Annotated in this window: 20 protein-coding genes; 12 read left to right on the top strand and 8 right to left on the bottom strand. The window is 66.0% G+C overall.

Going from position 1 to position 21,358, the window contains the following annotated elements; genetic code table 11:
- Window positions 1–13: 13 nt before the first annotated feature.
- Genes AC56LY_RS06715 through AC56LY_RS06705 form a run of 3 tightly spaced genes read right to left on the bottom strand, consistent with a single transcriptional unit; the run spans window position 14 to window position 5,038 of the window.
- Window positions 14–577: a hypothetical protein gene (locus AC56LY_RS06715; protein WP_499577678.1), complete on the bottom strand. Its 564-nt coding sequence runs from the start codon at window positions 575–577 to the stop codon at window positions 14–16.
- On the bottom strand, window positions 574–1,914 hold the full coding sequence (locus tag AC56LY_RS06710) for a hypothetical protein (RefSeq protein WP_499577673.1): 1,341 nt from the start codon (window positions 1,912–1,914) through the stop codon (window positions 574–576). Before AC56LY_RS06710 ends, AC56LY_RS06715 begins: the two co-directional genes overlap by 4 nt.
- Before the next feature lie 37 nt (window positions 1,915–1,951).
- A complete protein-coding gene (locus AC56LY_RS06705) occupies window positions 1,952–5,038 on the bottom strand; it encodes a penicillin-binding transpeptidase domain-containing protein (protein ID WP_499577669.1) in 3,087 nt (1,028 codons plus the stop codon).
- Window positions 5,039–5,263: 225 nt separating this feature from the next.
- Here AC56LY_RS06705 and AC56LY_RS06700 point away from each other — a divergent pair, with 225 nt between their 5' ends.
- Together AC56LY_RS06700 and AC56LY_RS06695 are read left to right on the top strand one after the other, a co-directional pair.
- Entirely contained in the window at window positions 5,264–5,494 is a 231-nt protein-coding gene (locus AC56LY_RS06700) for a hypothetical protein (RefSeq protein WP_499577666.1), read from the top strand.
- Window positions 5,495–5,657: 163 nt separating this feature from the next.
- Complete coding sequence (locus tag AC56LY_RS06695; protein WP_499577664.1) at window positions 5,658–6,233, top strand: thrombospondin type 3 repeat-containing protein; 576 nt, start codon at window positions 5,658–5,660, stop codon at window positions 6,231–6,233.
- 9 nt (window positions 6,234–6,242) lie between these two features.
- Here AC56LY_RS06695 and AC56LY_RS06690 read toward each other — a convergent pair whose 3' ends face one another.
- Window positions 6,243–8,198 carry a S9 family peptidase gene (locus AC56LY_RS06690; protein ID WP_499577662.1) on the bottom strand — a complete coding sequence of 652 codons (1,956 nt, stop codon included), beginning with the start codon at window positions 8,196–8,198 and terminating at the stop codon, window positions 6,243–6,245.
- A gap of 87 nt (window positions 8,199–8,285) precedes the next feature.
- Between AC56LY_RS06690 and AC56LY_RS06685 the strand changes: the two genes are divergently transcribed.
- From AC56LY_RS06685 to AC56LY_RS06675, 3 genes are all read left to right on the top strand, one after another.
- Window positions 8,286–8,954: a ribonuclease HI family protein gene (locus AC56LY_RS06685; RefSeq protein WP_499577660.1), complete on the top strand. Its 669-nt coding sequence runs from the start codon at window positions 8,286–8,288 to the stop codon at window positions 8,952–8,954.
- Complete coding sequence (locus AC56LY_RS06680) at window positions 8,948–9,607, top strand: HD domain-containing protein (RefSeq protein ID WP_499577659.1); 660 nt, start codon at window positions 8,948–8,950, stop codon at window positions 9,605–9,607. The genes AC56LY_RS06685 and AC56LY_RS06680 overlap by 7 nt, the downstream gene beginning before the upstream one ends.
- A 68-nt stretch (window positions 9,608–9,675) precedes the next feature.
- Window positions 9,676–10,938: a TCR/Tet family MFS transporter gene (locus AC56LY_RS06675; protein WP_499577657.1), complete on the top strand. Its 1,263-nt coding sequence runs from the start codon at window positions 9,676–9,678 to the stop codon at window positions 10,936–10,938.
- Window positions 10,939–11,199: 261 nt separating this feature from the next.
- Here AC56LY_RS06675 and AC56LY_RS06670 read toward each other — a convergent pair whose 3' ends face one another.
- Window positions 11,200–13,353: a TonB-dependent receptor plug domain-containing protein gene (locus AC56LY_RS06670; RefSeq protein WP_499581974.1), complete on the bottom strand. Its 2,154-nt coding sequence runs from the start codon at window positions 13,351–13,353 to the stop codon at window positions 11,200–11,202.
- A gap of 296 nt (window positions 13,354–13,649) precedes the next feature.
- Between AC56LY_RS06670 and asd the strand changes: the two genes are divergently transcribed.
- Window positions 13,650–14,483, top strand: a complete 834-nt coding sequence (asd, locus tag AC56LY_RS06665; protein ID WP_499581972.1) for an archaetidylserine decarboxylase — start codon at window positions 13,650–13,652, stop codon at window positions 14,481–14,483.
- A gap of 6 nt (window positions 14,484–14,489) precedes the next feature.
- Here the strand turns inward: asd and AC56LY_RS06660 are convergent, their stop codons facing one another.
- Window positions 14,490–15,461, bottom strand: coding sequence for a LysR family transcriptional regulator (locus AC56LY_RS06660; RefSeq protein ID WP_499577656.1), 972 nt, complete (start codon window positions 15,459–15,461; stop codon window positions 14,490–14,492).
- 108 nt (window positions 15,462–15,569) lie between these two features.
- Between AC56LY_RS06660 and AC56LY_RS06655 the strand changes: the two genes are divergently transcribed.
- The 3 genes from AC56LY_RS06655 (at window position 15,570) to AC56LY_RS06645 (ending at window position 17,652) form a co-directional block, all read left to right on the top strand.
- The gene (locus tag AC56LY_RS06655) at window positions 15,570–16,166 is read left to right on the top strand and encodes an FMN-dependent NADH-azoreductase (RefSeq protein ID WP_258837767.1); all 597 of its coding nucleotides are present in this window, start codon (window positions 15,570–15,572) and stop codon (window positions 16,164–16,166) included.
- 118 nt (window positions 16,167–16,284) lie between these two features.
- Window positions 16,285–17,100 carry a pirin family protein gene (locus tag AC56LY_RS06650; protein ID WP_499581970.1) on the top strand — a complete coding sequence of 272 codons (816 nt, stop codon included), beginning with the start codon at window positions 16,285–16,287 and terminating at the stop codon, window positions 17,098–17,100.
- Window positions 17,101–17,181: 81 nt separating this feature from the next.
- Window positions 17,182–17,652 carry a hypothetical protein gene (locus tag AC56LY_RS06645; RefSeq protein ID WP_499577652.1) on the top strand — a complete coding sequence of 157 codons (471 nt, stop codon included), beginning with the start codon at window positions 17,182–17,184 and terminating at the stop codon, window positions 17,650–17,652.
- Between the two features lie 16 nt (window positions 17,653–17,668).
- Here AC56LY_RS06645 and AC56LY_RS06640 read toward each other — a convergent pair whose 3' ends face one another.
- Window positions 17,669–18,304 (bottom strand): hypothetical protein, encoded by a 636-nt coding sequence (locus AC56LY_RS06640; protein WP_499577650.1) that lies wholly within the window; start codon window positions 18,302–18,304, stop codon window positions 17,669–17,671.
- A 169-nt stretch (window positions 18,305–18,473) separates the two neighbouring features.
- Here AC56LY_RS06640 and AC56LY_RS06635 point away from each other — a divergent pair, with 169 nt between their 5' ends.
- Window positions 18,474–19,448: a succinylglutamate desuccinylase/aspartoacylase family protein gene (locus AC56LY_RS06635; protein ID WP_499577647.1), complete on the top strand. Its 975-nt coding sequence runs from the start codon at window positions 18,474–18,476 to the stop codon at window positions 19,446–19,448.
- 3 nt (window positions 19,449–19,451) lie between these two features.
- Here the strand turns inward: AC56LY_RS06635 and sugE are convergent, their stop codons facing one another.
- A complete protein-coding gene (sugE, locus tag AC56LY_RS06630) occupies window positions 19,452–19,772 on the bottom strand; it encodes a quaternary ammonium compound efflux SMR transporter SugE (protein ID WP_499577645.1) in 321 nt (106 codons plus the stop codon).
- A gap of 148 nt (window positions 19,773–19,920) precedes the next feature.
- Here sugE and AC56LY_RS06625 point away from each other — a divergent pair, with 148 nt between their 5' ends.
- On the top strand, window positions 19,921–20,217 hold the full coding sequence (locus tag AC56LY_RS06625; RefSeq protein WP_499577640.1) for an ArsR/SmtB family transcription factor: 297 nt from the start codon (window positions 19,921–19,923) through the stop codon (window positions 20,215–20,217).
- 9 nt (window positions 20,218–20,226) lie between these two features.
- The gene (locus AC56LY_RS06620; RefSeq protein WP_499453349.1) at window positions 20,227–21,288 is read left to right on the top strand and encodes an alkene reductase; all 1,062 of its coding nucleotides are present in this window, start codon (window positions 20,227–20,229) and stop codon (window positions 21,286–21,288) included.
- Window positions 21,289–21,358: the final 70 nt, after the last annotated feature.

Raw genomic sequence — 21,358 nt, 5'->3', positions numbered from 1 at the left:
TTCGGGAACTGCACTATGTGGATGGGGGCACGGGCATCGCGATGGGCACTACATCGAAGCGCGCCCCGTGCCGTTGAAAATGAAGCGACGGGGTGGCTGCAAACGGCCACGGGCCTTCGCACTCGCCGTCCGCGTCCAGGCTGCCCTGCACGATCACGCTGCCGGCGCCATCGCGCACGGCGATCGTCGCGCGCGATGCCAGCAATTGCGCCGCGCCCGGTGCGTCCAGGTCGAGTTGCACGACAACGCCGGGCACGCCGCCCTGGTCGACGAAGTGAAGGCGCCACATCCGGTCATCCGTGCGCAGCACGTCCAGCGGGGCGCCGCTGTCGGCCGCGCGCAAGAGCCCCGCGCTGCCGGTCCAGCTCATGTGCTGCGTGCGGCGCACATCGGCCAGATGGCGCATGCGGCGCAGTGTCAGGGGCGACGCTTGCAGCGCCGCGCGTTCGCCATGCGTCAGCGGCCGGCTGCCGTCCAACGCCTGCAGCAGAATGGCGTCGGCCAGCATCAGGCCATCGCCTTCCACGCGGCGCGCCAGCAGCGCGCCGGCTTGCAGTTTGCGATCCAGATTCGTCATGCCCATCGTTGTTCCTCCTGTGTTCCAGCCACCTCGTTCAGGCGCAGTATCGCGGCGTCGCGCCGCTTGCGCAGGGTTGGCAGCGAGACGCCGTCGAGCAAGGCCAGCTGGCCCATCGTCGGCAATTCGCCCGTGGCGGGGTCGCACCATTCGGAAGGGTAACAGTCGTCGAATGGTCCGAGCAGCTTGAGGTACACCGCCAGGCGTACCGGCAAGCTGTCCTGCGCCATCCGGCGCGCTGCCCAGCTGGCGCGGTCCTCGACCGTCGCTGCCACCACCAGGTAGTTGGGGGGAAGTGAAACGCAGGGCGCGATGGAGGTCAGTGGTGCAGTCATTGGCGCTTCGATTTCCGGCTCTGCATCCAGGTCGATGTCCAGCGCTTCCTGGCGCGCTTCGAGGATCTGGTCCGGGCCCGGCGTGCTGCCCTGTTCGGACTCGTTCAGCACGCGCCAGTAATCGTCGAGCCAGGCATCAGACGTGCTGGCGTCCTGCAACCAGTCGCTGTCGCGGTTGGCCGACAGCGCGTCGTACTCGCCGATTTCGCGCAGCATCGCGCCGATCTTCACAGGATTCGATTTGAGACTGGCAAAGCGTTTCGAGCGTGTGTGCAGCGGGCCCGGCGCGCCCGTGTGCGCTTCCAGGCTTTCGCTCCAGCGCATGATCCATTCGGGCTTGCAGTCGACGATCGAGCGCAACTGGCGCGCTTCGATCGGCATCGCGTCGATGCTGCGGCCGAGGATCGCGCCGACCTGCGGCGCATGTTCGCGCCAGCTCTCGAACAGGCGCGCGATGTCGTGGTACGCCGTGTCGAGCATGCGGTAGGCGTACATACGGTTCGGGCTGCAGGGCCGGCCGCACGCCACCTGATAGTGATCGCTGTCGACCTTGTCGCGCAACACCGCAAACAAGTCATTGAATTTCTTGCGCAGCAGCGCGTCGCCACCCGCCTGCGTCCAGAACGGGCCGATGCGCGCAGATTCGGTGGCTACGGCCGTGCACAGTGCGGCCCAGTCGGCGGGCCGCGCCTGCAATTCGTAGACGAGGCTCAGGGCCAGCTCGGCAGTCGTTTCGCCATAGCTGTTGCCGGGGGCATGGGCGCGGCTGCCGCCCGCGTGCAGGACCGGCGCGACCGCCTCGATGTACGCGGCGAGCGACCCGTCCGTATCGGCGCCCTGCAAACTGGCGGGGTCGATGCGGGCGAGCGCCTGCAGGGAACACTGACCCAGCAACTTGCGGACCTGCTCCCAGCCGTGCTCCTGATACCGGGTCCCCGGTAAACGCATACCTTCCTCGTCCTCGATTTCGCTGCGCACGTGTTGCACAGTGAAATAGATCATGCCATACAACTACAGCATTCAGGCGCGGTGGAGACCCCTATTTGTGCCTCTTTTCCAACGACTGCCCGGCCATGGATTGCAGCAGCGCCGCGACGACGGGGGCCGCGTGGCCGCCGCCCGTCAACGCCGAGTGGCTGACAAAGGCGGCAAACGCCAGCCGGCGGGTCTGGCCCGGCAAGCTGCCCGGCTCCAGATAACCCATGAACCAGACCGTGGCCAGATCGTCGTTGCCGACCGGCGCGGTGCCTGTCTTCGCATACAGGCCGGGACGCAGCGCATCGAACGCCGGGCTGCGGAATGCACCGGCCGCCGTACCGTAGTCGATCACGCCCTTCATGCCGGCGCGTACACGGTCCAGCCGCACGCCAAGCGGCGCGCCGTCGCTGGAAGCACCGTCGCGACCGTCGAGCGCCAGCAGCAGGCGCGGCGTCACACTGCGTCCTTCGCCGACGCTTGCCGCCACCAGTGCCATTTGCAGGGGCGTCGTCTGCATCCGCAGGCCAATCGCCATCTGGCGCAGTTCATGGCGGCTGTGGACCGGATCGAGCTGCGACGCGGACGCCGACAGCGCATCCCAGTCATTCCACCGATAGTCCGGCGGGAGCAAACCGCCATCCAGCCGCAGCGATTGGCCGAAGCCCAGGCGCGCCGCCATCGCCGCCACCGGCCGCGCGGCGTCGAGCGCACCCGGCTCCAGCGCTGCGGCGCCCGGCATGCCGCCGTCCGGCTGGCCGAGCAGCGTGCGGTCGCTCAGTTCACCGGTCCAGGCAAACCACGTATTGACGCTGTGCGCCATGGCGCCGGCCAGGCCCAGGCGCCCGTCGGCAGCGCGCGCGCCGGTGATCTGGTCGCGGAAATTGGTAATGCGGGCACGCGTGCCGCCCGCCGGGTAGCTGGGCGCATCGGTGTGAAAGTCGTAGCCGCCATCGCGCGAGATACGGTCCACCTGCGCCAATGGCAAGCCGCCCAGCAGCGCATCGAGCTGTTTGTCGCCGCGCGCGGCCTGCTCGAGACCGAGCGCGGTGATCACCTTGAAGGTCGATCCGGGCGCGCGGTGGGCGCCGCCGTCGTGCTGGAATGCGGCAATCCGCAGCGGGCTGCGCGCCGGGTCGGCACGGTCGAAGTCGCGCACCTCTGGCCAGTTGTCCGGCGCAGCAGTATTTCCACCACTCGATGCGGCGGCGAGGATGTCGCCCGTGCCGGCGTCGAGCAGCACCAGGCCGGCGCGCCGATCAACAGGCGCCGCCTGGACGTTGCGACAGGTGCGCCCGTCCCACTGACCGCCCTGCTGACCAATGCAATCGAGCAGTACCTGGGCCCGCGCTTGCAACGCCAGGTCGAGCGTCAGGCGCGCGGCATGGTCGCTCCCACCCAGGCGCGCCAACATGCCGGCCACGCTGCCGTCGTGCTGGCGGTGCACGCCCAGAAGCGGCGCCAGGCCGGCCAGCGTGGCCCGGACCGACGGCGCGCCATCCTGCCACAGGGCGTCGCCGTTGCGATCGACCAGGCGTACCGCGGCGCCGGCGGGCCGCACGCTGCGGCTACCGGCCGGCAGCGCCTGCCACGCGAGCACGCCACGTTCGACCTTCAGATGGCGATAGGCGGCGTCGGCGCCGCCGGACAGTCTCGCCAGGTCGAGCGGCTCGATCTCGACCTTGACCGACGTTGCGCCCGGCAGCGGCGACAGCACCAGGTGCTGCACGGCGCCCGCGTCCGGACAGGCGCGCCCGTCGCAAACGCCACGGGCCGCCACCGTGGCGCCCAGCACGCTGCGTACACGACCGGCGACCAGCAATTCCAGCGGCTTGCCCACTGTCCGGGCGCTGAGGCTCACCAGACTGTCCCGCCGACCGCCCTCCCAGCCGCCGACACGGTTCCACGGCGCCCAGTCTTGCGGCAACTGCGCGAACAGGCGCATCGCTGCCAGCGGCAAGCCTGCCTCGCGTACGGCCGGGCTGCCTGCCACCGCCGCTTGCCAGATTGCCGTTGCGCCAGGCCGCACGCGCCATGCCACCAGCCGCCGTTCGCTATTGAACACGCGCACCTGTTCGCGCACGAAGGCGCCGTCGGCCCGGTGATGCAACCGCTCGAGCAGGCGCCGGTCACCGGCGTCGAGCTGAAAATGCTGCCAGCCGGGCAGCGGCGCGCGTACGGATTCGTCCGCCTGGAGCCAGGCCAGCAAGTCGCGCGGTGCCAGTTCGATCAGGCCGTCGCGGCCAAGGCGCAGCAAGCCCCTCGCCCGCAGGGCCTCGAACAACGCCTGGTCTTCCAGACCGGCGCCCGGGACCAGCGGCACGGTCCAGACACCGGGACGCAAACGCAATGTGACCGGGCCCCCGACAGCCGGGAACGCCTGCACCAGCGCTGCCGTCGCGGCCTGTTGACCAGGCTGAAAATGTTGCAGCACCAGTTCACCGGCCTGCGGGCAGGCGCCGCTCGGCTGGCGCGTGAAGCGCAGTGCCTCGCCACGCCACAACAGCCAGCCTGCGCTGCCCAGCGCAGCCTGGCCCTGGCGCGCATGCGTCGCCACCCCGGCCGTTGCATCGCTGATCCAGCTGGCGGTGCCAAAACCTGCATTCCAGGCAATCGTCAGGCCGGCGCCCGCATTGCCGGTGATGTCGGTACGCGGCATGCTGGACCCATCGCGCGCCAGCAACACGCTGCGCGGTGGTCCATTGCTGCTCCGCGCGAGTGCGGCAGCTTCGCCGAACGGATAACCGACTCGCAGCGGCAACAGCCGCCCGTTCGCCGGATCGAGCATCTGCGTGCACAGGTCGACCCGGACCGCCGGCCCGGCCTGCATGCCGCTGGCAATGACGAGCGCCAGCGCGCCGCGCTGCGTCAGCGACACGCCGCTATCGGCCGGCACGACGAGTTCCAGACCCGGCGCCAGCGGCTGCAGCACCGCCAGCGCCTGCGCACCAGGTACATCCTGCGCATCGCTCGGCAAAGCGCGCGCGTGCAGCGCCAGCGCGACGGCGCCGCCCATCACCAGTGCCAGCGCGGCCCAGGCCCAGGCCGGCCCCAGCGAAATGGTCCAGCCCCGGCGCAGATTGCGGGCGCGCCGCCGCGCCGTGCGCGACGCAGCGATGTTGCGGGACAGGGTGGCGAGGGGGCCGGTCATGCACGTTTCCCGAGGATAGCGTGGCGCCCATGCGCCCTTGCGCAAGGCTAGCGGAGGGACGGTGAAACCGCTGAGCGGAGTAACGCTGCAAGCGCATGGTCAGGGCCTCCCTGATGCAGCTCACCCCCCGTTTTCTGCGGCTCGTCGCACACCGCTGGAAGCCTTGCAGGGACGCGCCTAAAGTACACACATCGACACACCACTCACCCACCAAGGAGAAGCAAAATGAACGTCCTCAAACACATGGAAGCCGTCTTCATCGCTGCCGCCCTGATCGCCGTTCCTGTCGGCTATCTGGCCAAGGTATCGGACGCCAACGCCTTCAATGCAAGCAGCGCGGCCATCGCCAGCGGCGCCAAGGTCGCCACCGTGACCGTGACCGCCAAGCGCCTGAGCAGTGCCGAGAAATCGCAGCTGCTGGCACTGGACACCGTCACTGCAGCGAGCCGGCTGTGAGCGCGGGCGGTCGTCGCGGCGCTGCCCACGGGCGGCGCGCGGCGGCCAGGTGGACCGACAACGCCACCAAACTGTGTCAGATGTAATAACTTGCTTCAGGCTTCGCGTCATCGATCCCGGATTGCTATATTTCGCTTATCCGCTTACGGATCTGGAGACGACCATGAAATCCCCGCTTATTCTTGCAGCCCTGATCGCCATTGGCGCGGCTGCCACCATCCCGCTGTCTGCACAGGCCCAGCCACATGTCTCGGTCGTGATCAGCAACGCCCCGCCCGCCCCCATCTACGAGCGCATTCCCGGTCCGCGTCGCGGTCACGTCTGGGCGCCCGGCTACTGGGAATGGCGCGGTCATCGCCATGACTGGGTGCCCGGCCACTACGTCGTCGCGCGGCCTGGTTACGTGTACGCGCCGCCGAGCTGGCACCATCGCGGCAACCGCTGGGTGATGGAACCGTCGCGCTGGAACCGTGGCCCGGGCCACCACTATGGCCCGCAGCCAGTGTATGTGCGCGGCCATGACGGCTATGACCGCGACCGTGGCTATCGGGACCACCGCGATCGCGATCGGCATCACGGCCGCGGGCGCGGACCGGACTTCGACCGCGACGGCGTCCCAAATTACCGCGACCGCGATCGCGACAACGACGGCATCGGCAACCGCCATGACCGGGACCGCGATGGGGACGGCGTGCGTAACCGCCACGACAGCCGCCCGGACAATCCTTATCGCCGTTGATCGACGCGGTTAATTCACGGCCTGGCGTTTCAGGTGCTTGTCCAGAAACGCCAGGATTTTCGCGCTCGCTTCGGTCTGGTTTTTCTTCTTCGAGAAACCATGGCCTTCGTCGTCGAACACGACATACTCGACATCGACCTTGTTCTTGCGGACCGCTTCCACGATCTCGTCGCTTTCGGGCCGGATCACGCGCGGATCGTTCGCGCCCTGGATCACCATCAGCGGCTTGATGATACGGTGCGCATGGAACAGCGGCGACGTCTCGACCAGAAACTCCTTGTCCTTGACCGGGTCGCCGATCTCGTCATACAGCGCCTTGCGCTGCGCTTCCCAATACGGCGGAATGCTCTCGAGCGTGCGTACCCAGTTGCTCACCCCAAAAATGTCGATGCCAACCTTGAATGCCTCGGGCCGGAACGCCAGCGCCGCCAGCGTCATGTAGCCGCCATAGCTGCCGCCCATGATGCCGATGCGCTCGGGATCGATATACGACTGACTCGCCAGCCAGGTCTTCGCTTCGATGCAATCCCACAGTGGCTCCATGCCGTGCTTGCGGTCGTCCGCGCGGAAGAACGTCTTACCATAGCCCGAGCTGCCGCGATTGTTGATGCCCAGGACCGCGTACCCGTGATTGACCAGATACTGGATCTGCGCGCTGTAGCCGCGCATCGTCTGCCCGCCCGGCCCACCGTGCACGTACACGACCGCCGGCACTTTGGCATTCGGCGCCGCACCCTTCGGCTTGTAGTAGATCGACGGAATCACCGTGCCGTCGAACGATTTGAAGCGCACGACCTCCGCTTCCACCAGGTCGTTCGGATCGATGGCCGGGTTCAGGCTGCGCGTGAGCTGCGTGGTCTTCTTGCTGCCAAAATCGTGCACGTACAGGTTGTTCGGCGAGCGGTCGCCATTCAGATAGAACGCCATCAGGCGGCCACTGGCCGAAAACGTCACCTGGCGCATCTCGCCGCCCGGCAGTTTCGGTAGCGTGACCGGCTTGCCGGCGGCGTCGAACACGCGCACGTCGATGCTGCCGTCGCGGTTAACGATGCTGACCCGGTTAGCGCCATTGCGCGAGTAGCTCGTGTCCAGCAGGTCCCAGTCGGCCTTCTCGACATCGCTCGTCGCGCCACTGGCCAGATCGTATGCGGCGATGCGCGTGAACTCGCCGCCGGCATTGGTGGTGAACAGCAGGCGTTTCGATTGCGGATCGAACGTGGCGGCCGAGTGGCTGGCCGGCGCGGTGTGCGGCGTGATGTGCTTCATCGTGCGCGTCGGCAGGTGGTACACGTAGACGTCGCTGTCGGACGTGGTGCTGGACTTGTCGAATGCGAGCCAGTTGCCGTCGCGGCTGATGTCCGAGACATTCATGCCGCTGTCGTTCTGGTACACCATCGTGCGGTCGTAGCTGCCCGCGTCGTACAGGTAGATGTCGAAGAATTTCGGATCGCGCTCGTTGGTGGCGACGTAGAAGCCGCTGCCGTCGGGCTTCCAGCCGGCGAACGAGGCCTTCAGTTTGCCGGGTGTCAGGTCGCGCTCCTTGCCGCCCGGTTCGAGCACGTACAGGTGATTCTGCTCGTCGCCGCCCGTGTCACGCGTAAACAGGATGCGGTCGTCGTTGTAGAAATAGCCCACCGCGTAGGTCGAATCGACGGTGGACGTGGTCAGCGCGCGCGGCGTGCCGCCACCCACCGGCAGCGTGTACGCATTGAAGATGCCGGACGCGTTACTGCTGAACAGGATCTGCCGCTCGTCCTTGCTGAACGAGGCGCCGGTCACGGACGTCGTCGCCATGAACTGCTCGATGGTGTAGCGCTTGACGTGCTTGCCCGGTTTGAGCGGCGCTTTCGTCGGCGGCTGCGCGCCGGGTTTTTCAACCTGCGCCATGGCCTGCAACGGCATCGACACGGCGCCGACCAGCACGGCGAACAGGGACAATCGGACTGCATGACGGGACGGACGCATCGCTTCTCCTCAGGTTGGACAGCACCGATCCAGTGTTTCAAAAGTCTTAACTTCTGTCAACGAATCAAGATCGGTTATGCTCTCGCCATGAACGACCTGAGCCTTCTGCGCGCCGCCGCATTCAAGACCGAACTGGCGGCCAGCGGGCGCCTGATGGCGCGCGCTGGCCTGACTGAGCTCGAGGCGCTGACCCGCACGCTTACGCACAGCGCCGGCGTCGCGGGCCTGGTGCACCTGCTGGCCGAACGCGCGGCGCTGCGCCAGCATGCGGCGCAGCAGCTAGAGCGGCGCGCGGCGCTGGCCAGCGTAGCGCGCACGCGGGGCGCAGGGGCCGGCAAGACGGCGTGGCGCGCCTGGTTCGACGGTTCGGCACGCCCGAATCCCGGCCGCTGCGGCATCGGCGCCGTACTCGAAGGCCCCGGCGGCGTGCGCATCGACATCTCGCGTGACGCCGGCTATGGCAACAGCAGCGAAGCGGAATACCTGGCGCTGATCGCCGTCCTGGACGCCGCCGTGGTGCACGGCGCACACGATGTGCTGGTGGTTGGCGACAGCCAGGTCGTGATCGACGACGTGAATGGGCCCGCCAGCGCAAGTGCGCCGAGCCTGCGTGACTACCGCACCCGCGCCTCTGCGCTGCTCGCCCGCCTGCCCCAGGCGCAGTTGCGCTGGATCCCGCGTCACAAAAATGCACAAGCCGATGCGCTTTCACAGCGCGCCACGGCGCTACCCTTACCGGAAACAACCGAATGCTAGAAGCCACCCCCACCGATTTCACCGCCTGGCGCACGCAACTCGTTGCGCTGGCAGCGCAGGATGCCGGCACCGATGGCGCCCACGATGGCGCCCACCTCGACCGCGTCTGGCGCAACGCCCAGGCGCTGCTTGCGCACCATCCGGAAGCCGACTGCCTGGTGGTACTGGCGGCCAGCTATCTGCACGACCTGGTGAATTTGCCCAAGAACGACCCCGCGCGCAACCAGGCATCGCGCCGCTCGGCCGAGCTGGCGCGCGAGTTGCTCGGGCCGCTGGGCTTCCCGCCGGAGAAGCTCGACGCGGTGGCGCATGCCATCGAAGCGCACAGCTTTTCGGCGGCGATTCCCGCCACCACGATCGAGGCCAAGATCGTGCAGGACGCGGACCGTCTCGACGGCCTTGGCCTGGTGGGACTGGCGCGCATGTTCTATATCGCAGGCCGCATGGAAAGCGGCCTGGCGCATCCGACCGATCCGCTGGGCGACGACCGCGCGCACGACGATCGCCGCTACGCACTCGACCATATCGTCGTCAAGCTCGACAAGCTGCCGGACATGATGCAGACGGAGGCCGCACGCGCCGTGGGCCGCGAACGCCTCGAACAGTTGATGACGTTCCGGGCGCAGTTTGCGGCCGAATGGAGCGGCGTCTAGCGAGACATTGCGGCATGGCACCGTTGCCGCAATGCTAAGATAGGCGACCGCCAACCGCCGAGGTGTCCATGACCAGTACCACCACCACCCCGCAAGCGTCGAGCGGCAATCTCAATTTCGTTCTGGTCTGCGTGTTTATCGACATGCTCGGCATCGGCCTGATCGTGCCCGTGCTGCCGCTGCTGGTCGGCCAGTTCGTCGAAAGCGCCGACATGCGCGCGCTCTGGTACGGCGTGCTGGCCACCGTGTTCGGCCTGCTGCAATTTCTGTTCATGCCGGCGCTGGGCGCGCTGAGCGACCGCGTCGGCCGCCGCCCCGTCCTGCTGTATTCGATGGGCGGCATGTGCCTGAACTTTCTCGTCACCGCCTGGGCACCGAGCCTGGCCTGGCTGTTCCTCGGGCGCGTCATCGGCGGCATGTCGTCGGCCAGCATGTCAGTGGCCTCGGCCTACGCATCCGATATCTCGACCCGCGAGAACCGCGCCAAGAGCTTCGGCAAGATCGGCGCCGCTTTCGGTCTGGGCTTTATCTGCGGCCCCATGCTCGGCGGCGTGCTTGGCGAAACTAACCTGCACCTGCCGTTCTACGTCGCCGCTGCGCTCTCTGGCGCGAACCTGATATATGGCTACTTCTTCGTGCCCGAGTCGCTGGCACCCGGCGCGCGCCCGCCATTCGCATGGGCGCGCCTGAACCCGTTCACGGCGCTGATGCGCCTCGTGCGGCGCCAGGACATCCGCGGCCTCGTCGTCGCCGTGTTCCTGGCCACCTTCGCCCAGATGATGCTGCAATCGACCTGGGTGCTGTACACCACCTTCCGCTTCGACTGGACGCCGCGCGACAACGGCATCGCCCTCTTCTGCGTGGGCCTGACATCCGTCATCGTGCAGGCCGGACTGCTGGGCATCCTGATCCGCCGCTTTGGCGAGCCGCGCCTGGCCCTGCTCGGCCTCGGTTCGGGCGCCATGGCGTATGCCGCTTACGGCCTGGCGACCGATGGCTGGATGATGTACGTCTTCATCATGTGCAATGTGCTGGCCTACGCCGCCGGTCCGGCGCTGCAAGGCCTCGTCTCGAAATCCTCGCCACCCGAGCAGCAGGGCGAGCTGATGGGCTCCCTGCAGGCGATCGGCAGCCTCGCCGTCATCATCACCCCGCTGCTCGGCACCGGCATCCTCAGCGCCGTCAGCCACTTGCCGCAATCCGACTGGCGCGTCGGCAGCAGCTTCTACCTGTGCGCGTTCATGCAACTACTGGCGCTGATCGTGGCCTGGCGCTACTTCCGCCACCACAATATGGACCCGAACCAGACCAAAAGCCGGGGTCAGGTCTGACATTTGGACACGACCCCAGCATTACAAAGCCGGGGTCAGGTCTGACATTCAGACACGACCTCAGCTTTAAGCAGTTGATTGAGTGATGATTGTGCAATTTCGACGTGCCTTGAGATACCAGTGCGAAACTTATTGTCTTTTTCAAGAACAGTGCTGAGCTCGTGTCCGAATGTCAGACCTGACCCCGGCTTTATGCTGAGCTCGTGTCCGAATGTCAGACCTGCCCCCGGCTTTTTCGGGTGTGCTTCAAGGATTGCAGCGTCAAAACGCCAGCTGATACGTCAGCGTGGCGCGCAGCGGGCCGGCGAAGTAGAAACGGCGTTTTTCCAGGCCCGTTGCCGGGTCGGCGTACGACGGTTCGAAGCCTTCGTTTTCGCGCAGCAGATTGGCCAGCGACAGCCGCAACAGACGCTTGGCATCGATGCGCCAGGCGGCGTATGCATCCAGGTCGGTGCGGGGCGCGGTGTAATAACCGCGGTTGGCGGTCACGCGCACCAGGCCATTGCGCTTGTGCGCTACGCTGCTGCCCAGTGTCAGCGCGCCCTGGCGGTAATCGATCCCCAGGTTGGCCGACAGCGGCGTTTGCCGTTCGAGACGATTATCGGGGCCGGGTACCGATTCGACGCGCGACCAGTGACGCGCCACACCCGCCCGCATGTCGATTTCCGGCGCGCCCGCAAACAGGGACTTCAGCGGAAACTTCGTTTCCAGCTCCACTGAGCGGGTCTCGGCGCGGCCGTCGTTCACCGGCGTGAAGATCCAGCGGTAGCCGTCAAAATAAATGCGGTTGCTCGTGTAGTCGTCAATGCGGCGCAGCGAGGTGGCGATCGAGACCATCGCATTCTCGGCCCAGTAATGCTCGTACCCGGCGTCGATGCCCCACGCCAGTTCGGGCTTGAGGTTCGGATTGCCCTGGAAGTCGGCCTCGGTGGCGCTGTTGTTTTCGAACGCCTGGCGCCGTGGCAGCAGGTTCCACAAGTCCGGCTCCTTGTAGGTGCGCGTGAGTGCAAAGCGCATCTGGTCGCCCTTGCGGCCCGGGATCTTCCACAGGGTCTGCATGACCGGACTCCAGACCCCGGAGCCCGAGCGGGTCGACGCAAACGAATTACCGGATGCGCGGGTGCGGATGCCCTCCCAGCGCAGTCCCAGGTACATCGACCAGTACGGCGTGATGTCCCACTCGTCCTGGGCATACATGGCCAGCCGGGTCACGCGCGCCTCGAACGTTTCGTCCAGCGCCAGCCCGGACGGAAACGTGCGCACGCGATCCTGCTCGATGCGCGTCTCGTCGCGCCAGGTGACGCTGCCGTCCCAGCCAGTGGCAAGCGCGTGACCGCTGCCAAGTTTGCGCATCGCCTTGCCGGTCGAATTGACACCCCGGTCGCGCCGCGCGCCGTCGATGCGACCGTCTGTCTCAGGATTGCCGGTCGCGTCGCGCCCATCGCGCAAACTCACGTTCTCGCTGCGCTCACCCGTCAGGCCAAGCTTGGCTTCGATGCTCGCGCCGGACGGAAAGCCCCTGCTCCAGCGCAGGTCGGTGCGCGCCGTTTCGTCATCGGCGCGGTAGTGCGTGACCAGGTCGGGCGCAGGTGGCGGGCCGCCGATCAGCGTGGTGACAAGGGCATGGCCACGGTTGCGAAACCGGGTTACGTTCACAAACGTTTCGGACGTGATCTTGTCGCCGCCAGCCAGTGTCCACTCCAGGCGCGGCGTCAGGTTCAGGCGTCGCATGCGGCCACGTTCATCGGTCGCCGTCGTGCGCAGCAGGTCGAGCGCGCCGTCGGTTCCCGTGTTCTCCAGCACCATCCCATTGACGCGATCGAGCCGTTCGCTCACGCCATCGCCGGCCAGCGACCAGGCGAAGCCCTCGCGCCGGTCGCTCAAATGCAGGGACGCGTTCGGCCCCCTGAACACATCTGAACCGAGCATGCCCAGCTTGAGCTCGCGCTCCCTGGTCTTGGCCACGTGGCGCAGGACGATGTTGACCGTGCCAGCCACTGCCTGCGTCGACAGGTCTGCCGTCGCGGCGCGCAGCACCTCGATGCGCTCGACCACCTCGGGCGACAGCGTGTCGAAGCTGAAGTTGCCAGGTGCCCGTTCGCCGTTGATCAGTACCTGCGTGTAGCCGGCGCCCAGGCCACGCAGCTGGATCGTTCCGCCCTGACCACTGCTGCCGTCGATCGTTACACCAGGCACGCGCCGCAGCGCATCCAGAATGGAGCGGTCACCATAGCGTGTGAGTTCGTCGCGCTTGATGATGGTCCGGGTGGCGGTATCGTCGCGACGCGCATCGTAGCCGGCAGCGCTGCCCCGGATGTCCACCTGCGGGATGCCAGGTTCAGTCTGGGCAGCCGCCGGTATCGGGACGCTTGCAGCGATCAACAGAGACACGGTGTAGTGCGTTGGCAGTTTCATCACGGCGGCTTCTCCAGGTTATTGAACAGGCCGAGCCAGAATATGCCACTTCATAGCAAAGTGTAAACGTAAATATAGAAATTTTTTGTTCTTTTAAATCGCATATGCAATTACTACCTCATGGCACTTATGAATAGCAAGGAAGCGCATGCGTGCGCTGTCCGCCATCCCCAGGCTACCTGCGGTACACTCGCCTCAACAGTGTTAAAAGCGGCAACAGAATTTCCGTCTGACATGCCCAGCTATAATGCGCACTTTTCCGCGAAAGGCGATCGACCGTGTCCAGACTCAAAGTCCTGCCCCAATATGTAATGCCGAAGCAGGCAATGACCAACCTCGCCGGCCGCGTTGCCGGCCATCGTGGCGGGTCGATGACGACTGGCCTGATCCGTTGGTTTGTGGGCAAATACGGCGTCGACATGAGCGAAGCGGCCAATCCGGACATCGCCAGCTACCCGAGCTTCAACGAATTCTTTACCCGCGCCCTGCGCGATGGCGTTCGCCCGTTGGCGCAGGCCGATTATGTGTGTCCGGTCGATGGTGCGATCAGCCAGTTCGGCGACATCGATGACCACCAGATCTTCCAGGCCAAGGGCCACAAGTTCACCACGGTCGAACTGGTCGGCGGCGACCAGACGCTGGCAGCGCACTTCCAGCACGGCCACTTCGCCAATGTCTACCTGAGCCCGAAGGATTACCACCGCATCCACATGCCGTGCGACGGGCGCCTCACGCGCATGATCTATGTACCGGGCAAGCTGTTCTCGGTGAACCCGACGACGGCGCGCGGCGTGCCCGGGCTGTTCGCGCGCAACGAACGTGTCGTGTGCGTGTTCGACAGCGACGAGTTCGGCCCATTCGTGATGACGCTCGTGGGCGCAACGATCGTCGGCAGCATGGCTACCGTCTGGCATGGCGTCGTCAATCCGCCGCGCATGGCGCGCATCTGCGACTGGCAGTACGAGCCGGGCCAGGTCACGCTGAAAAAAGGCGACGAGATGGGCCGCTTCCTGCTCGGCTCCACCGTCGTGATGCTGTTCCAGAAAGGCGCAATCCGCTTCAATCCGGCCTGGGCGCCCGAGGGCAAAGTGCGTCTGGGCGACGTGATGGGCAATCGGCCGCTGCGCTGAGCGGTCTCAGGCAACGTCCGACGCACCGTTCTCCAGCGCGGCCTTCGCCCTGAAGGCCGCAGCGATCTGTTCCGGCCCGTGTCCGTGGGCCGTACAGGTTTCTTCCATCATGGCCAGAAATGCGCGCGTCTTGGCCGGCATCAACTTGCGGCTCGGGAACACGGCCCAGCCATTCGCGGTCGGCATTTCCCATTCGGGCAGCACCCTCACCAGTTCACCCGTCTGCATGTACGGTTCGGCGAACAGCGTCGAGCTGAGCGCGATCCCGGCGCCGCGCGCGGCGATGCGCGCCAGCAGGTCGGGTGAATTGGCCGTCAGCCGGCTTGGCAGCGCGCGCTGCCAGCGCACCTTCCCGCGAATCAGCGTCCATGGCATTGGGCCGCCGCTGCGGCTCAGGATGCACAGCACGTCGTGCGTGGCCAGATCGTCCGGATGTTCGGGAATCCCGTGCCGCGCCAGGTAAGCCGGTGATGCGAACAGGCCCGGTTGCTCGAGGATGAACGGGCGCGCACTGAGCGTGGCGTCGTCCGGCAAGTCACCCATGCGGATGGCGATGTCGAAGTTCTCGGCCACCAGATCGACCCGGCGCGGCGTCAGGTCCATCTCAAGCGTGACGGACGGATAGCGCTCGAGAAAGCGCGCAATCACGTGATTCAGGGTGCTGTTGGCGAAGTCGCCCGGCGCCGAGATGCGCAGCTTGCCGCTCGGCTCACCCTGGCGGTGCTGGGCCAGCGCGCCGGCCGCCTCCACTTCATCGGCCAGTCGCCGCGCGTGTTCATACAGGCTGGCGCCGAATTCGGTCACCACCAGCTTGCGCGTCGTGCGCTGTAGCAGTCGCTCGCCCAGGGTCGTCTCGAGTAGCGCCAGACGCCGCGAGACCGTCGACTTCGGCAAATTGACGCGATCGGCGGCGCGCGTGAAGCTCCCCGCTTCGACGATGCGGGCAAACAACAGCAGGTCATTCGGTTCGACATCCATGATTGTCCCATCAGCAGAATAATGTTATCCATTTTACGGGCTTTCGCATTGTTTTTGGAAAGACTAAAGTAGACCCATCGCTACTCCAACCACGAAGGGACCACCACCATGAACATCCTGCACATCACCTCGAGCATCCGCGGCGACGCCTCCGAATCGACCCGCGTCACGCAACAGATCGTCGACAAGCTGGTCGCCGCCAACCCGGGCGCCACCATCGTGCGCCGCGACCTGGGCGCTGCCCCGGTGCCGCTGCTCGACGGCGCGGCCCTGGGCGCGCTGTTCACGCCGGGCGAGCAGCGCACCGCCGCGCAACTGGCGCGTGTGGAGCAGGACGATGCGCTGATTCTCGAAGCACAGGCAGCCGACGTGATCGTGCTGGGTGCGCCGATGTACAACTTCTCGATGCCGGTGCAGCTGAAAAGCTGGTTCGACGCCATTGCCCGCGCTGGCGTAACGTTCCGTTATACCGAGACCGGTCCGGAAGGCCTGCTGAAGAACAAGAAGGTCTATGTGGCCGCAGCGCGTGGCGGTGTCTACGAAGAGGCGCAGGATCCGCAAGTGCCGCAGATGCGCGCGCTGCTGGGCTTCCTGGGCCTGGTTGACCAGACCTATATCTACTCGTCGGGCATGGCGATGGGCCCCGATGCCGTGGCTGCGGGCCAGGCAGCGGCCAACGCCGCCATCGAAGCGGCACTGGCGTAATACTTGCAACACCCCGGCCGCCGTCAGGCGGCGCAACCAACAGGAGAACAGATTGACCACTACCGTCCCGCAACCGGTCACCACGGCGCCTCTCGTCAAAAGCCGCGGCGTCGAGCGCATGATCAACGGGCAGTTCGTGATGGATGGCGCGGGCGTACGCATCAACCGTATCCTGACTGGTCCCCTGCAGCGCCGCCTGGACCCGTTCCTGATGCTCGACGCCTTCGGCAGCGACAAGCCGGGCGACTACATCGCCGGCTTTCCGGAGCACCCGCACCGGGGCTTCGAGACCATCACTTACATGCTGGCCGGGCGCATGCGCCACCGCGACAGCGCCGGCAACGAAGTCCTGGTCACCGATGGCGGCGTGCAGTGGATGACGGCCGGGCGCGGCGTGATCCATTCCGAAATGCCGGAGCAGAATGCCGGCCTGATGGAAGGGTTCCAGCTGTGGCTCAACCTGCCCGCAAGCGACAAGATGACGGCGCCGTGGTACCGCGACATTCCGCTCGAGGAAGTGCCTCGCTTGACCACTGACGACGGCGTGACCGTGCAGGTGATCGCGGGCCGCACGCACGGCATCGACGGCGCGGTGCAGCGGGCGCATACCGAGCCGCTGTATCTCGACCTCGAGATCCCGGCCGGCGTGACGTTCGAGCAGCCGATTCCGCCCGGGCACAATGCATTCGTCTATGTGTTTCGTGGAGAAGCCGTCATCGACGGCAAAGGCGTGCCGCAAACGCGCATGGCGATCCTCGACAATGCCGCCGGCGCTGACGGCGTGCGGATCAAGGCGATCGCACCGACGCGCCTGCTGATACTGGCCGGGCGTCCTTTGAGCGAGCCGATCGCGCAGTACGGACCGTTCGTGATGAATACCCAGGCCGAGCTGCATCAGGCGGTCGAGGATTTCCGCGCCGGTCGTTTCGCGTAAGCGCTTCGTCAGCGGCCATCCCACGTACCTGGCAGGCATGCGCTACACTCTCGAGATGACACAAGCGCAACACAGCCTGCCATGGCACTGCTAGACACCCTGGGCGACCTGCTCGCCCGCGCCAGCTATGCGCTGGGGCTGGAAAACGCCGACCGCTTCCCGCGCGGGCACGCTTCCCCGTACACCCGCTGGAACAAGGCGTACTTCGACATCCCGTCCGATCTCAAGGCCGAGCGGATGGAAACGATCATCTGCGCGGCCATCACCAACACGCCTTACGTGTTCGGCGAAATCCGCAATCCTACTCCCCGCATGCAGCGCGCGCTACTTGCCATCATCGAAGCGCGCTTGCGCCGGGCCGATGCGCCGGCCGATCTGGTGGCGCTGCTGGTCAAGGCGTATCGTCAGCCGCATACGCCGGACATCGTGCCGGGCCTGCGCGCGACGATTGCGGCCAATGCGCAGTTCGATGCCAATATCCAGGCGCATGCGGTGCTGGCGTATCTGGGCGATGCGCCAGCCGGATTTGGCGTGATCGACGCACACGGGTAAAACGCAACCGGACGCGCTAACCTTTCGAAGGCTGCGTCGCTGCCGGCGACGGGCTGGCCTTGGCGACCGGCGGCGTGTCGGGTTTCACAGCCGTGGTGCTCGTGCCCGCCGCAGCACCTGCACTTGCTGCGGCACTCCCCCCTGCACCCGCTGCATCGGCCGGCTTGCCCGCCTGCGGCTTGGTGGTCAGAACCGCAGCATTGACGAAGTTCTGCGTCGTCTCGAACGTCTTGAGCAGGACCCTGAACAGGGGCTCCACGTTCTCCGGTTTGATCGCGCCATTGAGGTAGAACTGGCACAGCGCGAACATACCCGTGCGAAACGCGTCGAGCGGCGCATTGCGCGATGCAAGGACCGTGACGGCAGTGCTGAAATCATCCTTGAGCGTCGCACTTTTGCCTGGCAGCGTAAGGGAGGTATCGACGCTCGCCTTGATACCTGTTGCCGTGTCCGGCGGCGGCTCGGCGCAAAAACGCGGCTGCGGATGCTCTGTCGCGGCAACGATGACCGTACGCCGGTCGGCCGACAGCGACACCGTTCGGACCGGACCGATCTCGTCTTCGACCACCGGACGATTAAAGAACGTGCCCGTCGTCGCGGCGCAACCCGCCAACGCAGAGAGAACGGCAAACATAACGAGGATGCGGAACATGGCAGCTCCTGGTGCGACCCCGGGCATCGCTCAGGTAGTCTACCTGTCAGACTCGCGGGCCGCGCAGGCGTGCCCCGAACCTGACAGCCGTTTGCGCCTGCACAAACCTGTTGTCAGGCCAGAGTTTCCCGCTAGAATATCGCCACATTTCCTTTCCCGGCCCGACCTCATGACTTCCGCCCGCCAGTTCCAGTTCAAATCCATCAACTACACCGGCCTGCAGACGGGCCCGCGCGTCATTATCATGGGCGCGACCCACGGCAACGAGGTGTGCGGCACCAAAGCCATCCGGCGCGTGATGGACGAGATCGACAGCGGCGCGCTGCACATTGCGGCCGGGAGCGTGACGTTCGTCCCGATCGTCAATCCGCTGGCGTACCAGCAAGTCACGCGCAATGGCGACCGCAACCTGAACCGCGACCTGTTCCCGAAGGCGAATCCGCAGGATTTCGAAGACCAGATCGCGAACTGGCTGTGCCCCCTGCTCGGCCAGCACGACGTGCTGCTCGATATCCACTCGTTTGCCGCTACGGGCGAGCCGTTCGTAATGGTTGGTCCGCTCGACAATGACGGCACGCTGCAGCCGTTCCGCCACGCCGAAAAAGAACGCGCGTGGGCGCGCCGCCTGGGCGTGCGCCGCTTCGTCGATGGCTGGCTGGCGACCTATGGCGACGGCGTGCAGCGCCGCAGCCGCAGCGCCGACGAACTGGAAACCGTCTTGCGCTACGGCGTGGGTACCACCGAATACATGCGCAGCACGGGCGGCTACGCGCTGACGCTCGAAGCCGGCCAGCACGACGATCCGGCCGCGCCCGACGTGGCCTACCGCGCGATCATGAACACGCTGGCGCACCTGGGCTTGATCGCCGCGCCCGACCCGGTGCCCGTTGATTTTGACGCCATGGAAGCCCTGTCGATGGTCGTCGTACATGACAAGCTGCACGCGGATGATGCGTTCTCGCGTCCGTGGAAAAGCTTTGACCCGGTGGCCGAAGGTGAACTGATCGGCACCCGCGCCGACGGCACGCCGGTGACCGCAGAATTCGGTGGCCGCATCCTGTTCCCGGCCGCGAGCGCCGCTGCCAACACCGAGTGGTATTACCTCACCCGCCCGAACCCGCTGTTCGGACGCGAACAGAACTGATCTTCACGCCGGCGACAGCAGCTTGAGCATCACGATGCCGCTGATGATCAGCGCGATCGCCAAGAGGCGCAGCGCGCCGGCCGGTTCGCCCAGCATCAGCATGCCGAAGATTGCCGTACCAACGGTGCCGATGCCGGTCCAGATGGCGTAGGCGGTGCCCAGCGGCAGCTGGCGCAGCGCCAGGCCCAGCATGCCGACGCTGGCCGCCATCGTCGTTACCGTAAACACCGATGGCCACAGCCGGGTAAAACCCACCGTATATTTCAGGCCGACGGCCCAGGCCACTTCCAGCAGGCCGGCGATGACAAGATAGATCCAGCTCATGGGGCTTCCTCACGCGTTGTCAGGTCAAAAGGCGGCGAGTATACCACCGGCCCGTGAGCGAAAATCGGGCCGCCGCCAACAGACTTTTTTTGAATATCGTAAGATGACGATATTCGGATCGAAAGATCCCGATATAAGGAACCAACCGATGGACATCGACGCGATCCACAAGGCCCTGGCCAACCCGGTGCGGCGCCAGATCCTGCACTGGCTGAAGGATCCGCAGCTGCACTTCAGCGAGCAGGAACACCCGCTCGAGATGGGTGTGTGCTGCAAGCTGATCGACGGACGCACCGGCCTGTCGCAATCGACGGTGTCGGCGCACCTGGCCACGCTGCAGCGCGCGGGCCTGGTGGGCACGCGCCGCGTCGGCCAGTGGGTTTTTTATCATCGCAACGAGGAAGCCATCGCGGCCTTCCTCGCCCAATTGAACGACGCAATCTAGGAAAACAAGATGACTACCATGTTTGATCCGATCAAGGTCGGCGCACTCGAATGGCCAAACCGCATTGTCATGGCGCCGCTGACCCGCTCGCGCGCCGATGCCGGCCGTGTCCCCAATGCCCTGATGGCCGAATACTATGTGCAGCGCGCGTCGGCAGGCCTGATCCTGTCCGAAGCCACCTCGGTCACCCCGATGGGCGTGGGCTACGCCGATACGCCGGGCATCTGGTCCGACGAGCAGGTCGAAGGCTGGAAGCTCGTGACCGACGCCGTGCACGCCGCCGGCGGCCGTATCTTTTTGCAGCTGTGGCACGTCGGCCGTATCTCGGACCCGTCGTTCCTGGACGGCCAGCTGCCGGTGGCCCCATCGGCGATCAAGCCGGACGGGCACGTGAGCTTGCTGCGCCCGAAGCGCGAATACGTCACCCCGCGCGCGCTGGACATTGAAGAAATCCCGGGCATCGTGTCGGCCTACCGCAAGGGCGCCGAGAATGCCAAGCTGGCCGGTTTCGACGGCGTGGAAATCCATGGCGCCAATGGCTACCTGCTCGACCAGTTCCTGCAAGATTCGACCAATCAGCGCACCGACGCGTACGGCGGCTCGATCGAGAACCGCGCACGCCTGCTGCTGGAAGTGACCGATGCCTGCATCGACGTCTGGGGCGCCGACCGTGTCGGCATGCACCTGGCGCCGGCACGCGACTCGCACGATATGGGCGACTCGACGCCGGCCGAAACCTTTGGCTACGTGGCGCGTGAACTGGGTCGCCGCAAGATCGCGTTCATCTTCACCCGCGAAGGCCAAAGCCCGGACGAACTGGGCCCGATGATCAAGAAAGAATTCGGCGGCGTGTGGATCGCGAACCAGCAACTGAGCAAGGAAAAGGCCGAGGAACTGATCGCCAGCGGCACGGCCGATGCCGTCTCGTGGGGCCAGCTGTACATCGCCAACCCGGACCTGGTGGAACGCCTGCAACTGAACGCACCGCTCAACAAGCCGAACCCGGACACGTTCTACCATCCGGGCGCAACCGGCTACACCGATTATCCCGCGCTGCCGGCCACGGTGTAAGCATCCCTTTCTCCGCGCCCTCGCCCGCTCTTGCCGGCGAGGGGCGGCGCTTCTTCGAACAGGACCTGCG

This window comes from Telluria sp. ZT3P25 (assembly GCF_059685895.1).
This window is presented reverse-complemented; position numbering and strand designations above follow the sequence as displayed.